This is a genomic window from Cellulomonas sp. EB106-03-03-XG116 (genome assembly GCF_058792015.1).
Genome location: NZ_JBYTEP010000027.1, coordinates 38,710 through 53,264 on the forward strand (window position 1 = coordinate 38,710; position 14,555 = coordinate 53,264).

Genomic DNA, 14,555 nt, shown 5'->3' on the forward strand with positions numbered 1-14,555 from the left:
CCTCGTTCGTTCGGGGAAACCGACGGCTACTGTACCGTCTGGACGGTAAAGCGTCACGGCCGGTACGGTCATTCCCATGTCCGCGACCCGCGACCGCCTCCTCGACGCGTTCGAGGGCCTGCTGATCGCGCACGGGCCCCGCGCCGCCACCCTGGACGCCGTCGCCGCCGCGGCCGAGGTGTCGAAGGGCGGGCTGCTCTACCACTTCCCCAGCAAGGCGGCGCTGGTCCAGGGCCAGCGCGAGCGCCTGGCGGAGCTCGGCCAGGCGGACGTCGCCGCGATGCGCGCCGCCCCCGAGGGCGCGGCGGAGTACTACCTGCGCGAGTCGCAGCAGTCCGGCGGCCCGCTCGACCGCGCGCTGATCGCGTCCGCGCGGCTCGCCGACGAGGCCGGGGACGACGCGACCGCGGTGCTCGACGAGCTGCGGCGGCACTGGTTCGAGGCGCTGGCGGACGAGCTCGGCGACCCGGCGCTCGCGCACGTGGTCCAGCTGGTCGGCGACGGCATGTACTACAACGCGGTCACCGGGGTGCGGGACGACACCGCGCTCGCCGACGCCCGGGCCGTGCTCGGCCGGCTGCGCGCCCGCGCCTGACCCGTCAGGCGCGCCGGCTCACGCCCCGAGCACGACGACGGCCCCGCGGCGGGAGCCACGGGGCCGTCGGAAGCGGTGTGCCGCCCCGTGCGGAGGACACGGGGCGGGACGGGTCCGGCGCGTCAGATCCGCACGCGCCGGGGGTTGCTCACGCTCGTCCAGCGCACCTCGTCGAACTCGGTGTCCGACGCCTGCTGGTCGTTCGTCGTCATCTCCATGACTACCCCCTCGATCCGTTCCGGAGTGCCATCCTGCGGTCTCGGGCCGCGCAGCGCACCCCCGCCGGGTGAACTCCGCGTTAAACCTCGCGCGGCCGCCTCACCCGCCCGCGCCGTGGGACCCACGTCCCGACGGAGCCGCTCGACGGCCGTGGCATCACGCGCGCGATCCGGTGCCGCAGCCGCTCGCGGCCCGCCCGTCGGCTCGGTGGACGGGGACGCGGCGTGCCACCATGACTCGGACGCCGATCGGTCAGGTGGTGACATGACGACCTCAGCCCCCACGACGCCCTCGCCCGCGAGCCCAGCCGCCGCGAGCGCACCCGCTGGTGCCCGGCCCTATGCCGAGGCCCCGGACGCGGTGCTCGCCGAGCTGCGCAGCGCGCCGGCCGGGCTGCACGACGCCGAAGCCGCACGCCGGCTCGAGGAGCACGGTCCCAACCGGCTCCCCGCGCCGCAGGGCAAGAGCTGGCTGCGCCGGCTGCTCGGGCACTTCGACGACATCCTCATCTACATCCTGCTCGCGTCGGCCGTGCTCAAGGCGCTGCTCGGCGACTGGGTCGACTTCACCGTCATCCTCGCGGTGGCCGTGATCAGCGCCGCCCTCGGCTTCCTCCAGGAGGGGCAGGCGGAGCGCGCGCTGAACGGCATCCGCACGATGCTGTCGCTCGACGCGCAGGTCCGCCGGGACGGGGAGTGGCAGGAGGTGGACGCCGAGACGCTCGTGCCCGGCGACGTCGTCCGGGTGCGCTCGGGCGACCGGGTGCCCGCCGACCTGCGCCTGCTCGAGGCGACCAACCTGCAGGTGGAGGAGGCGGCGCTGACCGGCGAGTCGGTGCCCGCCGCCAAGCACGTCGAGGCCGTCGGCGCGGACGCCGGCGTCGGCGACCGGGCGTCCATGCTGTTCTCCAGCACGATCGTCGCGGTCGGTACCGGCGTCGGCGTGGTCACCGCGACCGGCGCCGGTACCGAGATCGGGCGGATCCAGTCGCTGATCGCCGAGGTGGACGACCTCGAGACCCCGCTGTCCCGCAAGCTCGCGGCCTTCGGCAGGACGCTGTCGCTGGGCATCCTGGGGATGGCGGCGTTCATGCTGGTCATCGGCCGGGTCATCCACGACTGGGACGTGCCGGAGCTCATCTCGGCGGCCATCGGGTTCGCCGTCGCGGCGGTGCCCGAGGGCCTGCCCGCGCTGGTCACCGTGACGCTCGCGCTGGGCGTGCAGCAGATGGCGCGGCGCAACGCGATCACCCGCAAGCTCACCGCCGTCGAGGCGCTCGGCTCGGTGACCACGATCTGCTCCGACAAGACCGGGACGCTCACCAAGAACGAGATGACGACCCGCACCGTCGTCACCGCCGCCGGGACCTACCAGGTCGAGGGCCTGGGCTACGCGCCCGAGGGCCGCATCACGCTCGACGGCCGGCACGCGCCGGTCACCGCGCACGGCGACCTCGCCGCCCTGCTGACCGCCGCGGCGGCGGCGAACGACGCCCGCGTCGTGCAGGACGCCGGGCAGTGGCGGGTCGTCGGCCAGCCGACGGAGGGCGCGATCGCGACCGTGGCGCTCAAGGCGGAGGTCGACGTCCGCGACGTCGAGCGCGTCGCGGCCCTGCCCTTCGAGTCGGCCACCAAGTACATGGCCACGCTCGACCGGGTGCCCGGTGCCGGCACGCGGATCCACGTGGTCGGGGCGCCCGACCGCCTGCTCGAGCGGTGCAGCCACCAGCGCGCCGCCGACGGCAGCACCGTCCCGCTCGACCTCGCCCGGTGGGAGGCCGTCATCGACGAGCTCGCCGGGCAGGGGCTGCGGACCCTCGCGGCCGCCGAGCGACCGGTCGCCGACGGCACCACGGCGCTCGACGCGGACGACGTCGAGGGCGGCCTGGTGTTCCTCGGCCTGTTCGGCATCGTCGACCCGCCGCGGCCCGAGGCGGTCAAGGCGATCGCCGACTGCCACCGCGCCGGCATCCGGGTCAAGATGATCACCGGCGACCACGTCGGCACCGCGACCGCCATCGCCCGCGAGCTCGGCATCGCCGCCCCGGAGGGCGACGTCCCGGCGCTGACGGGGGCGGAGCTCGAGGCGATGACGCAGGAGCAGCTCCGCTCCCGGGTCCGCGACGTCGACGTCTACGCGCGCACCAGCCCGGAGCACAAGATCCGCATCGTGCGGGCGCTGCAGTCCCACGGCGAGGTCGTCGCCATGACCGGCGACGGCGTGAACGACGCGCCGGCGCTGACCCGCGCCGACGTCGGCATCGCCATGGGCATCAAGGGCACGGAGGCCACCAAGGAGGCCGCCGAGATCGTCCTCGCGGACGACAACTTCGCCACCATCGAGCGGGCGGTCGAGGAGGGGCGGCGGATCTACGACAACATCGCGAAGTCCGTCGTGTTCCTGCTGCCGACCAACGGTGCGCAGTCGCTGGTCATCCTGGTCGCGGTGCTGTTCGGCCTCACCCTGCCGCTGTCGCCGGTGCAGATCCTGTGGGTCAACCTCGTCACCGCCGTGACGCTGTCCCTGGCGCTCGCCTACGAGCCCGCGGAGCCCGGCGTGATGTCCCGGCCGCCGCGCGCACCCGGGGGGTCCGTCATCTCCGGCCGGTCGCTGCGGCAGGTGGTGATCGTGTCGCTGATCATCGGCGGCGCGACCCTCGCCGTGTTCTTCATCGAGCGGGCCCGCGGCACCGACTACGCGGTGGCGCAGACGACGGCGGTCACGATGCTCGCCCTCGGGCAGCTCGCGTACCTCTTCAACTGCCGGTTCCTGGGCGAGTCCAGCCTGACGCTGCGCGTGCTCCGCGGGAACCGGGTGGTGTGGATCGCGACCGGCGCGCTGATCGCGCTGCAGCTGGTGTTCACCTACGTGCCGTTCATGAACACCTGGTTCGACTCCGCGCCGATCGGTCCGCGCGAGTGGGCGCTGACCCTCGGCTTCGCGGTGCTCGTGTTCCTGCTCGCCGAGGGCATGAAGGCCGTCAGCCGGACGGTGGACGCGCGGCGCGCCGCCCGACCGGGCGCCGACGACGGGACGGGCGGGGACGGCGCGGCCGAGGGCGAGCCGGTCGACGTCGACGCCGCCCCGGTCCCGGGCGGGGTCGCGCTGGACGACGCCGCCGGCCGGCTCCCCGAGCTGGTGCACGCCGTGGAGCACGGCGACGAGGTCACGCTCACCCGCGACGGGCGCCCGGTGGCGCGGATCGTGGCGGTCGCGGGCGTGGCGCGACGGACCAGCGGGCGCGGGGCCGCCGCGGGCGCCACGGTCGCTGCGAACGTCAGCACGACGGCGATCCAGCTGACGCCGCCCGGGGAGCCGGGCGCGCCGATCGCGGGGGCGGCGCCGGGCGGTCAGGACGCGCTCGGCGCGCCGCTCGGGGTCACCGGGGAGGCGCCCGGCGACGGGCGGCACGCGGCGACGGACGTCCCCGTGCCGGACGTCCCCGCGCCCGACGCCCCGGGACCGGCCGCGGACGTCGCCGAGACCCCCGGCGCGCCCGCGACGCCACCGACGTCCTGGCCGACGCCCGGGGCACGGCCCGAGCCCGAGCCCGTGCCCGGACCAGGACCCGAGCCCACGGTGCCGACGCGCGTCAGCACCCGCCCGACCGAGCCCGAGCCGCCGGCGGCCACGGACGCGACGATCGTGCTCGACCCGGTGCCCGCCGAGGACGAGCCGGCCGCGGGCCCGGCGGACCCGCCCCGGCGTCGCTCCCGCCGCGCCCCGGCGGACCCGACGGAGCAGCTCGGCACCGTCGACCGGGAGGCGTGACCCCGGGCCGGGCGGCTCCGCGCGGAGCTGCCCGGCCCGGGTCGCCCGGTCAGATCGTGGCGACCGAGCCCGAGTCGACCCGGTAGTTCGAGCCCGTCACGAAGGTGGCGCGGTCGGAGACCAGGAACGCGATGACCGACGCGACCTCCTCCGGCTCGCCGCGCCGCTTCAGCACCATGCCCGGGCGCTCCTCGTCCAGGAACGACGCGATGGCCTCGTCCCGGTCCGTGCCGCGCTCCTCGGCGCGCTTCGCCATCATCGCGTCGGTCATGGGCGTGGCGATGAACGCGGGGGACACCGCGTTCACCAGCACCCCCTCGGCGCCGTAGGACTTCGACAGCCCCTTCGCCAGCGAGAGCACGCCGGCCTTGGCCGCGCAGTAGGGCAGCTCGTCGACGTAGGGCTGCACGCCGTCCTCCGAGGCGAGCAGCACGATCCGGCCGCGGCCCGCCTCCCGCATCGGGCCGAGCACGGCGCGCACGACGCGGACGGCGGCGAGCAGGTCGACCTCGATCGTGCGGGCCCAGCCCGCGTCGTCGATCTCGTGGAACAGGCCCTGCGCGCCCGTGACCCCGGCGGCGTGCACCAGGATCTCCGGGGCGCCGAACGCGTCCCGCGCCCGGGCGACCAGCGCCTCGACCTCGGCCGGCACCGTCAGGTCGGCCAGCACCGGCACCAACCGGTCCGGCCCGGCGCCGAGGTCGGCGACCGCCCGCTCCAGCGCGGACGCGTCCTGGTCGGTGAGCACGACGCGGGCGCCCTCGTCGAGCAGCAGGCGGGCGGTGGCGAGGCCGATGCCGGAGTCGCCGCCGGTGACGAGCGCGACGCGGCCGGTGATGCCCAGGTCCATGGGGTCCTCCTCGGGTGCGGGGCGGCGCCGGCCGGTCGGCCGACGCCGGTGGTGCGGGGCGGCGGTGCGGTCAGCCCGCCGCGTCGTGGTCGTCTCGCGGCGGGTCGTCGCGCAGCGCGGGGGCCAGGGTCAGGGCGGCCTGCACGAGCGCGAGGTGGCTGAGGGCCTGCGGCAGGTTGCCGAGGAAGTCGCCGGTCGCCGGGTCGACCATCTCGGGCCACACGCCGACGTCGTTCGCGAGGTCGAGCAGCTCGGCCATCCACCGCGCCGCCTCGTCGGTCCGCCCCACCAGCGCCAGCGCGGACACGCCCCAGAACGCGCACGCGACGAAGGCGCCCTCCTCCTCGGGCATGCCGGTGTACCGGTGCAGCAGCGGCCCGGAGCCCAGCTCGGCGCGCAGGGCGTCGACGGTGCGGCTCATGCGCTCACCGGTGTCGAAGCCGCTGCGCGCGTGCAGCAGCACGGAGGCGTCCAGCGCGTCGGAGCCGGGGTGCATCAGGTACGCCCCGCGCTCCTCGGACCAGCAGTGCTCGCCGACCCAGCGCGCGATCCGGTCGGCCTCGGCGCGCCAGCGGTCGGGCTCGCCGGGGATCTGCCCGAGCTCCGCCAGGTGCACCGCGCACCGCAGCGCCTGCCAGCAGCCGAGCTTGGACGAGGTGTAGTGGCGCTCCTCGGTGAGCTCCCACATGCCGGCGTCGGGGCGGTGCCAGGCGTCCGCGGCCTCGTCGGCGACCCCGGCCAGCAGCCGGCCGGTCTCCGCGTCCAGCAGGTTGCCCGCGTCGACGTACCCGCGCACCACGGCGAGCACGTCGCCGTAGACGCCGAGCTGCAGCTGGCCGTCCGCGCGGTTCCCGGCGACGACCGGGCCGATCCCCCGCCAGCCCGGCACGTGGTGCCGCTCCGGCTCGGGCGGCAGCGAGCCGTCGAGCCCGAAGAAGATCTGCACCCCGTGCTCGCGCAGGGTGCGCAGCGTCCACGAGATGGCGGCGTGCACCTCCTCGCGCAGGCCGAAGCCGATCCACGCGTCGAGGGTGTACGCGGCGTCCCGGACCCACGCGTACCGGTAGTCCCAGTTCTTGCCGCCGGCCAGGCTCTCGGGCAGCGACGTCGTGCCCGCCGCGGCGATGGCCCCGGTCGGCTCGTGCAGCAGCAGCTTGAGCGCGAGCGCGCTGCGCTGCACCGCCTTGCCCCACGGCCCGTCGTAGTGGAACTCCCGGGTCCAGGCGCGCCAGTTGTCGACCGTCCGGTCGATGCCGCGGTCGACGTCCTCGGGATCGGGCAGCATCACCGGCTCGCGTTCGGTGCCGGCGACCGCGACGAGGTGCCGCGACCCGGCGGTCGCCTCGAACGCACCCGTGCACGCCTGGTCGTCGACGACCGTCGTCATCTCGCCGAGCGTGCGCACGGTCAGCGTCACGCCGTCGACCCGGAGCACCGGGCCCTGGACCGTCCGCTGCACCCACGGCGACGCCGTGCCGAGCACGGTGCCCGGTGCCACGCGCCAGGCCATCGGCACCGAGCCGGACAGGCCCTCCACCCGCGCGGCGAGCTCGCTCCACGGGAGGCGCCCGGCCACGCCGGTGTTCATCGCCTGCGTGACCCGCGCCCGGCCGTCGTCGGTGTCGTAGGTCGTGACCAGCACGTTCGTCCCGACGACGTACTGCCGGCGCAGCCGGTACGGCACCGTGGGCGCGAGCTCGACGTAGCCGCCGCCCTCCGCGTCCAGCAGCGCGGCGAACGCGGGCGGCGTGTCCAGGTCGGGGACCGGGAACCAGTCCACCCGGCCGTCGTCCGCGACCAGCGCGACGGTCCGCCCGTCCCCCAGCACCGCGTACGCGCGCAGGTCGACGTAGCCGCCGGTGCGGGGGGTCGGGTCGCGCGGCTCGTCCGCGGCCGCGTGACCCGACCCCTCCGTGCGCGTGCCGGCGTCGCCGTCCAGGTTCTCGAGGCCCGGCTGCTCCGTCATCCGCGGGTCGCCGTCACGGGGTCGGCATCCCCCCGTTGACGTTCAGCGTCTCGCCGCTGACGTAGCTCGACTCCTGGGAGGCCAGGTAGACGTACGCCGGGGCGAGCTCGGCCGGCTGGCCCGCGCGGCCGTACGGCGTCTGCTGCCCGAACTCGGGCAGCGCCGACGGCGGCTGGCCGCCCGCGGTCTGCAGCGGCGTCCAGATCGGGCCCGGCGCCACGACGTTGACCCGGATGCCCTTCGGCGCGAGCTGGCCGGCGAGCGCCTTCGAGATCGTGTTGATGGCGGCCTTCGTCGTGGCGTAGTCGACCAGGATCGGGGCCGGCTGGTACGCCTGGATCGAGGACGTCGTGATGATGCTGGAGCCCTTCGGCAGGTGCGGCACCGCCTCCTGGACCAGCCAGTACAGGGCGTAGACGTTCGTCTTGAAGGTCTCGTCGAACGACTCCGGGGTCAGCTCGGTGATGTCCTCGACGTACTGCTGGCGCCCGGCGATGATCGCGAGCGTGTCCAGGCCGCCGAGCTCGTCGAGCGCGGTGCGCACCAGCGACCGGGTGTAGTCCTGGTCCACGACGTCGCCGGGGGCGAGGACGATCTTCCGGCCGGCCTCCCGCACGAGCTCCGCGACGCGGTCGGCGTCCTCCTGCTCCTCCGGCAGGTACGACAGCACGATGTCGGCGCCCTCGCGGGCGAACGCGATGGCGACGGCGCGGCCGATGCCGGAGTCGCCGCCGGTGATGATCGCCTTCCGGCCCTCGAGGCGGCCGGAACCGCGGTAGGTGTCCTGGCCGTGGTCCGCCTGCGGCTGCAGGTCGGCGTCGAGGCCGGGACCGTCCTGGCTCTGCTCCGGCGGCTCGGGCATCGGGTACTGCGCGATCGGGTCCTGGAACGTGTACTGGTCGGCCATGCGGCGTCCTCCGTCCTGGGCGGTGAATACGAAAGACGACGCCCGCCTGGCGTGGAGACCGGCGGGCGTCGACCCGCACTCATCGTGGGACGGGGTGGGGAGGGTCGCAACAGGAGCGCTTCCCGCGCGGTCGCGTCGGCCCCGGGGCTAGAGGTCCGCCGGGTCCACGAGGAAGCCCGCCATGTCGGCGATCTCACCGCCCACCTCGGCGTGCACCTCGCGCGCGATCCCGCGCACCACCCGCGCCGCGCGCCCGCGAGCGACCCGGTGCGGCAGCGACGGGCGCTCGGACTCCAGCTGCTCGACGTCCGGCGCCTCCCAACGCACCCGGTACGCCACGACCTCGCCCTGCGCCCAGTCGACCCCGGCGAGCACCTGCGGCACCTCGACCTCGGCGGCCACCTCGACGACCACGATGCCGTCGACCCCGAGGTCGACCTGCAGGCCGAACGCCTCGGCGGGCGGCGGGTTCTCGCGCATGTGCGCGTCGAAGGCGTCGGCCTCGGCGTGCAGCCGGCGGCGCTCCTCGGCGTCGGCGACGCCCGCCCCCACCCGGTCCCGGGCGGCGAGCGCCGCGCCCGCCTGCTGCGGCGAGGCGGTCCGGGGGTCGGGGTCCCGGGGCGCGTCCAGCGCGGCGCGCGACGACACGCGGTGCGCGGCGGCGAGCACCGTCCCGGGCTCCACCCAGCGGTCGCTGAGCACGGTGAGGTCGAGCGCCGCGTCCATGTCCGGCTCCAGCACCACGCCGGTGTCCACGCGGAGCGCGCCGCCGAGCCGGCGGGCGACCGCGACGAGCCACAGCACGACGCGCTGCTCCTCCCGCACCGGGCCGGCGGTCCCGAACGCGCGGCGCAGGCCGTCCCGGTCTCCGCCGAACGCGGGCTGCTCGGCGCGCTCCCGCGGGCAGTCGACGACCCAGGCGACCCGCGCGTCGGAGGGCAGCCCCCAGCGGGCGAGCTGCGCGGGCTCCAGCGCGAACGGCCCCGTCAGGGTCGACAGCCGCCCGAGCCTCAGCACCCCGGGGGTGGCCGCGGGGGCCGCCGTGCGGCTCGCGCCGGACGCGCGCCGGCCCGAGGGCACCCGCGGCGGGCGCTCCCAGCGCGCGGCCGGGAACCGGCTGGTGGCCAGCACGTCGACCTCGTCCGGCGCGACCCCCTCGGGCAGCACCAGCAGGTGCCTCCCGGGCGGCGGCGTCACGCCCGCGGCGGCGGGCACCTCGGGCAGCGGCGGCAGCGACGCGGTCACGACGGGGTCAGACCCGGGTGCGGTGGAAGTGCTGCCACGAGCGCGAGGCGGTCGGGCCGCGCTGGCCCTGGTACCGGGAGCCGGTGGCGCCCGAGCCGTACGGGGCGAGCGCGGGCGACGACAGCCGGAAGAAGCACATCTGGCCGATCTTCATGCCGGGCCACAGGGTGATCGGCAGCGTCGCGACGTTCGACAGCTCCAGCGTCACGTGCCCGGAGAAGCCCGGGTCGATGAACCCCGCCGTCGAGTGCGTGAGCAGGCCGAGCCGGCCCAGCGACGACTTGCCCTCCAGGCGCGCCGCGATGTCGTCCGGCAGGGTCACCTGCTCGAACGTGGAGCCCAGCACGAACTCGCCCGGGTGCAGCACGAACGGCTCGTCGCCGTCGACCTCCACCAGCCGCGTGAGGTCGGGCTGGTCCTGCGACGGGTCGATGACCGCGTACTTGTGGTTGTCGAACAGCCGGAAGAACCGGTCGAGGCGGACGTCGACGCTCGACGGCTGCACCATCGCGGGGTCGTGGGGGTCGAGGACCACCCGGCCGGCGTCGAGCTCGGCGGTGATGTCGCGGTCGGAGAGCAGCACGGGACCACGGTACCGGGGTCGGCGGGGCCGGTGAGATCGGGCTTCCGTCCCCGGACGCGGCTTCGCTAGAGTGCGGCTATCGCCCGGGGAGCTGATCCTCGTGGAAGTCGAGGGCCCGAGACCCTGTCCGGAGGACGGAGCGCTCGGGCCCTACGCACGCCTAGACGTCCACGACGTCGGCGACGAGCGCGGACGCGCGACGGCGCCACTCCCCGCCACGCGCCCAGGACCAGGCCACGACGTCCGGAACCGACAGCAGCGGCTCCTGCGCCGCACGGAGGTGCTCGTATCGCAGGGAGTGTCGGCATCCCGCTTCGCGTGTGAGGGCGACGAGATCGCGGCGGTCGCGTGCGTCCTGGGACTCGTCGGACTCGAGCACCAGCCGGTCGCACCGCCCGGCGATGTCGCGGACCAGGCGCGCGAGGCAGGCCCGGCGGCGCGCGACCTGGGTCGCGGCACGGGACGGCGAGGCGCGGTAGAGGACCGTCGTGGCCTCGACGTCGAGCAGCGCCGCCAGGATCAGCCGGCGCCGGCGGTCAGGCTCGCCGCGCATGTGCAGGCGGGACTGCCGCGGAGGGACCAGCGCCCGCACGGCCGCGCGTCCGGCAGCGGCGCGCGCCGGCACCACGAGCGTCGCCGCGAGGAGGTAGTCGTGCGCCTTCGACTCGTCGACGTACGCGTGGGACGTCACGGCCGGCCCCGCTGGTGTCCTCGCATCCCGGGACCGTAGACGCCCGTCACCGGCGGTGAGTGGGACCTCCGCTCCGGGTCCGCAGGGTGCTCGGCCGGCGTGGGACCAGGGCCTGCCGGAAGCGTTTCGACCGTGCGCTACGCTGACCGACGCACGCCGCGTGGGAGCGCTCCCGCAGCGGCCCCCACAGACGACCGGAAGGCGCGACGATGCGGTACGGCCACTTCGACGACGAGGCACGCGAGTACGTCATCACGACGCCGCGCACCCCGTACCCGTGGATCAACTACCTCGGCTCGGAGGAGTTCTTCTCGCTGCTGTCGCACACCGGCGGCGGCTACTCCTTCTACCGGGACGCGAAGATGCGCCGGCTCACCCGCTACCGGTACAACAACATCCCCGCCGACGAGGGCGGCCGGTACTTCTACGTGCACGACGGCGGCGACGTGTGGACGCCGGGCTGGCTGCCGGTCAAGGCCGAGCTCGACCACTACGAGGCGCGGCACGGCCTGGGCTACTCGCGCATCACGGGCGAGCGCGGCGGCCTGCGCGTCGAGACGCTGTTCTTCGTCCCGCTCGGCGAGACCGCCGAGGTCCAGCACGTGACGCTGACCAACACCTCCGACGCGGAGAAGACGGTCTCGCTGTTCTCGTTCGTCGAGTTCTGCCTGTGGAACGCCCAGGACGACCAGACGAACTACCAGCGCAACCTGTCGCTGGCCGAGGTCGAGGTGGAGCTGGACGGCCCGCACGGCTCGGCGATCTTCCACAAGACCGAGTACCGCGAGCGCCGCGACCACTACGCCGTGTACGGCGTGAACACCCGCGCGGACGGCTTCGACACCGACCGCGACTCCTTCACCGGCCCGTACAACGGGCTCGGCGAGGCGGACGTGCCGCGCGCCGGCCGGTCCACCGGGTCGATCGCGTCCGGCTGGTACCCGATCGGCTCGCACCAGGTCGACGTCACGCTCGCCCCGGGCGAGAGCCGGTCGCTGACCTACGTGCTGGGCTACGTCGAGAACCCGCACGACGAGAAGTGGGCGCCGGCCGACGAGGCCGCCGGGGTGCCGGCGATGCAGCGGGTCAACCGCGAGCGCGCGCACGCCCTGCTGTCCCGGTTCGCCACCACCGAGCAGACGCTCGCCGCCTTCGAGGCGCTGCGGACGTCGTGGACCGACCTGCTGTCCACCTACTCGGTGACGAGCACGGACCCCAAGCTCGACCGGATGGTCAACATCTGGAACCAGTACCAGTGCATGGTCACGTTCAACATGTCCCGGTCGGCGTCGTACTTCGAGACCGGCATCGGCCGCGGCATGGGCTTCCGCGACTCGAACCAGGACCTGCTCGGCTTCGTGCACCTGGTCCCGGAGCGTGCCCGGCAGCGGATCATCGACATCGCGTCGACCCAGTTCCCCGACGGCTCGGCGTACCACCAGTACCAGCCGCTGACGAAGCGCGGGAACAACGACATCGGCTCCGGCTTCAACGACGACCCGCTCTGGCTGATCCTCGGCGTCGCGGCCTACGTCAAGGAGACCGGCGACTGGGGGATCCTCGACGAGCCGGTGCCGTTCGACAACGAGCCCGGCTCCGAGGTCCCGCTGTTCGAGCACCTGACCCGGTCGTTCGAGTTCACGGTCGCGAACCGCGGCCCGCACGGCCTGCCCCTCATCGGCCGCGCCGACTGGAACGACTGCCTCAACCTCAACTGCTTCTCCACCGAGCCGGGCGAGTCGTTCCAGACGACCGAGAACCAGGCCGGGGGCGTGGCCGAGTCGGTGTTCATCGCCGCGATGTTCGTGCACATCGGCCCCGAGTACGCCGAGCTCGCGGAGCGCCGCGGGCTGGCCGACGTCGCCGCCCGCGCACGCACCGAGATCGAGGCCATGCGCACCGCGGTGCTGGAGCACGGCTGGGACGGCGAGTGGTTCCTGCGCGCCTACGACTTCTACGGCAACCCGGTCGGCACCGACGCGTCGCCCGAGGGCAAGATCTGGATCGAGCCGCAGGGATTCGCGGTCATGGCCGGCATCGGCGTCGACGCCCAGAACCCGGCCGACCCCGCCTCCCCCGCGGTGCGGGCGCTCGACTCGGTGCGCGAGCACCTGGCGACGCCGCACGGCATGGTGCTGCAGTCGCCCGCCTACACGAGCTACCAGATCGAGCTCGGCGAGGTCTCCACCTACCCGCCGGGCTACAAGGAGAACGGCGGCATCTTCTGCCACAACAACCCGTGGGTGATCATCGGCGAGACCGTCCTCGGCCGCGGCGAGCGGGCGTTCGACTACTACCGCCGGATCACGCCCGCGTACCGCGAGGACATCTCCGACGTGCACCGGCTCGAGCCGTACGTGTACGCGCAGATGATCGCGGGCAAGGAGGCGGTGCGGCACGGCGAGGCCAAGAACTCCTGGCTCACCGGCACCGCGGCGTGGAACTTCGTGGCGGTCTCCCAGTACCTGCTGGGCGTCCGGCCGGAGCACGACGGCCTCGTGGTCGACCCGCAGATCGGGCCGGACGTGCCGTCGTTCGGCGTCACCCGGGTCGCCCGCGGCGCCCGGTACGAGATCACCGTGACCAACGCCGGCGCCCCGGGCGCGCGCGGGCGGCTGGTCGTCGACGGGGTCCCGGTCGAGGGGTCGACCGTCCCCTACGCGCCCGCGGGGACGACCGTGCGGGTGGAGGTCACCGTCTGAGGACGCGTGACGCGCGCTCCGGGCGTCTGCGTGTGCGGGCGTCCGGAGCCGCTATGCTGGACGCGCGTCCTCCTCCGGGGGGACGCGTCGACCGCCCGGCTCGAGCAGCCGGGGACGGTCACGCGGGTGTAGTTCAATGGTAGAACTTCAGCTTCCCAAGCTGATAGCGCGGGTTCGATTCCCGTCACCCGCTCTCCCGACAGGGCCAGGCCGGCAGCAGCCGTGCCTGGCCCTTCGCCGTTCCCCGCCGGATCCCGGACGCCCTGTCGCGCGTCGCGGGCCTGCACGCACGTCTGAGTGATTCCCCCTACTCAACGACCGGGGGGTCGCTCGGCACCCGCCTACCTTCCCAGGGCCAGCCCGACGGAAGGACCGCATGAAGCACGAGATCTCCCGCATCGACCTGCGGCTGCCCCCGCGGTGGTGCGGGTGGCGACCGGGCGACGCCCCGCGTGTCGCCCGGCGGTTCGCCGCCGACCTCGCCGGTGGGCCGGTCGCCGTGGCGCGGCTGCGCTCGGCCCTCGAGGCCGTGGACCGCGCCGTCGTCGGCCTGAACGCGCGGCACGTCCGCGCCGGCGCGTGGGTGCCGGAGCCCACCGGGGACGTGGTCGCCGGCCTCGCGTGCGAGATCCTGGTCGAGGTGCCGGTCGGGGCGGAGGCGGCCGCCGCCTACCTGCACCGGGTGCAGCGGAAGATCGCGCGCTCGCGGCACACCGCCACCCGGGTCACCTACCACACGGCGTCCCTGCGGGAGCTGCCCGCGGGCCAGGCGGTCGTGGCGCTCCGGAGCCACGGGGTGCTGCGCCACGAGGTGATCTGGACGGTGTTCCCGTCCGGCGCGAGCGAGGCCGTCGAGCTCCGCTTCGACACCCGCTCCTCGGAGCGCTACCAGGACCTGGTGACGCACGCCGAGACGATCGCGCACCGGCTCCGGGTCGGGCTGACCGCGCGGCGCCCACCGGTGCCGCGACCCGCGGCGAGGGCCGCGACGGCGCCGCCGGGGGCCGCCCGGCCACGGACCGCGGC

General features: G+C 74.9%; 10 protein-coding genes, 1 tRNA gene and 1 pseudogene. 6 read left to right on the forward strand and 6 right to left on the reverse strand.

Annotation, left to right across the window (positions count from 1 at the left end):
- Positions 1–76 precede the first annotated feature (76 nt).
- From AC3WUG_RS11600 to AC3WUG_RS11610, 3 genes and pseudogenes are all read left to right on the forward strand, one after another.
- Positions 77–595, forward strand: coding sequence for a TetR/AcrR family transcriptional regulator (locus AC3WUG_RS11600; protein ID WP_492327790.1), 519 nt, complete (start codon positions 77–79; stop codon positions 593–595).
- A 483-nt stretch (positions 596–1,078) separates the two neighbouring features.
- Positions 1,079–3,814 (forward strand): annotated as a pseudogene (locus tag AC3WUG_RS11605) (cation-translocating P-type ATPase); the annotation flags it as partial.
- Positions 3,806–4,585, forward strand: a complete 780-nt coding sequence (locus AC3WUG_RS11610; RefSeq protein WP_492327800.1) for a type II toxin-antitoxin system Phd/YefM family antitoxin — start codon at positions 3,806–3,808, stop codon at positions 4,583–4,585. The pseudogene AC3WUG_RS11605 and the gene AC3WUG_RS11610, both read left to right, overlap by 9 nt.
- Before the next feature lie 49 nt (positions 4,586–4,634).
- On the opposite strand, the gene AC3WUG_RS11615 is transcribed toward AC3WUG_RS11610, so the two are convergent.
- The 6 genes from AC3WUG_RS11615 to AC3WUG_RS11640 form a co-directional block, all read right to left on the reverse strand.
- Positions 4,635–5,435 (reverse strand): SDR family NAD(P)-dependent oxidoreductase, encoded by an 801-nt coding sequence (locus AC3WUG_RS11615; RefSeq protein ID WP_492327791.1) that lies wholly within the window; start codon positions 5,433–5,435, stop codon positions 4,635–4,637.
- Between the two features lie 70 nt (positions 5,436–5,505).
- A complete protein-coding gene (locus AC3WUG_RS11620; RefSeq protein WP_492327792.1) occupies positions 5,506–7,401 on the reverse strand; it encodes a glycoside hydrolase family 15 protein in 1,896 nt (631 codons plus the stop codon).
- A 13-nt stretch (positions 7,402–7,414) separates the two neighbouring features.
- Positions 7,415–8,308, reverse strand: coding sequence for an SDR family oxidoreductase (locus tag AC3WUG_RS11625; protein WP_492327793.1), 894 nt, complete (start codon positions 8,306–8,308; stop codon positions 7,415–7,417).
- Positions 8,309–8,455: 147 nt separating this feature from the next.
- The gene (locus AC3WUG_RS11630) at positions 8,456–9,553 is read right to left on the reverse strand and encodes a hypothetical protein (RefSeq protein ID WP_492327794.1); all 1,098 of its coding nucleotides are present in this window, start codon (positions 9,551–9,553) and stop codon (positions 8,456–8,458) included.
- A gap of 7 nt (positions 9,554–9,560) precedes the next feature.
- On the reverse strand, positions 9,561–10,136 hold the full coding sequence (dcd, locus tag AC3WUG_RS11635; protein WP_492327795.1) for a dCTP deaminase: 576 nt from the start codon (positions 10,134–10,136) through the stop codon (positions 9,561–9,563).
- Positions 10,137–10,296: 160 nt separating this feature from the next.
- The gene (locus AC3WUG_RS11640; protein ID WP_492327796.1) at positions 10,297–10,827 is read right to left on the reverse strand and encodes a hypothetical protein; all 531 of its coding nucleotides are present in this window, start codon (positions 10,825–10,827) and stop codon (positions 10,297–10,299) included.
- A gap of 209 nt (positions 10,828–11,036) precedes the next feature.
- Here AC3WUG_RS11640 and AC3WUG_RS11645 point away from each other — a divergent pair, with 209 nt between their 5' ends.
- The 3 genes from AC3WUG_RS11645 to AC3WUG_RS11655 all read left to right on the forward strand — a co-directional run.
- Positions 11,037–13,529, forward strand: coding sequence for a glycoside hydrolase family 94 protein (locus tag AC3WUG_RS11645; RefSeq protein ID WP_492327797.1), 2,493 nt, complete (start codon positions 11,037–11,039; stop codon positions 13,527–13,529).
- A gap of 122 nt (positions 13,530–13,651) precedes the next feature.
- Positions 13,652–13,722, forward strand: a tRNA-Gly gene (locus AC3WUG_RS11650).
- Positions 13,723–13,905: 183 nt separating this feature from the next.
- Positions 13,906–14,555 (forward strand): hypothetical protein (locus tag AC3WUG_RS11655; protein ID WP_492327798.1); only part of this gene is annotated, 650 nt, incomplete at its 3' end.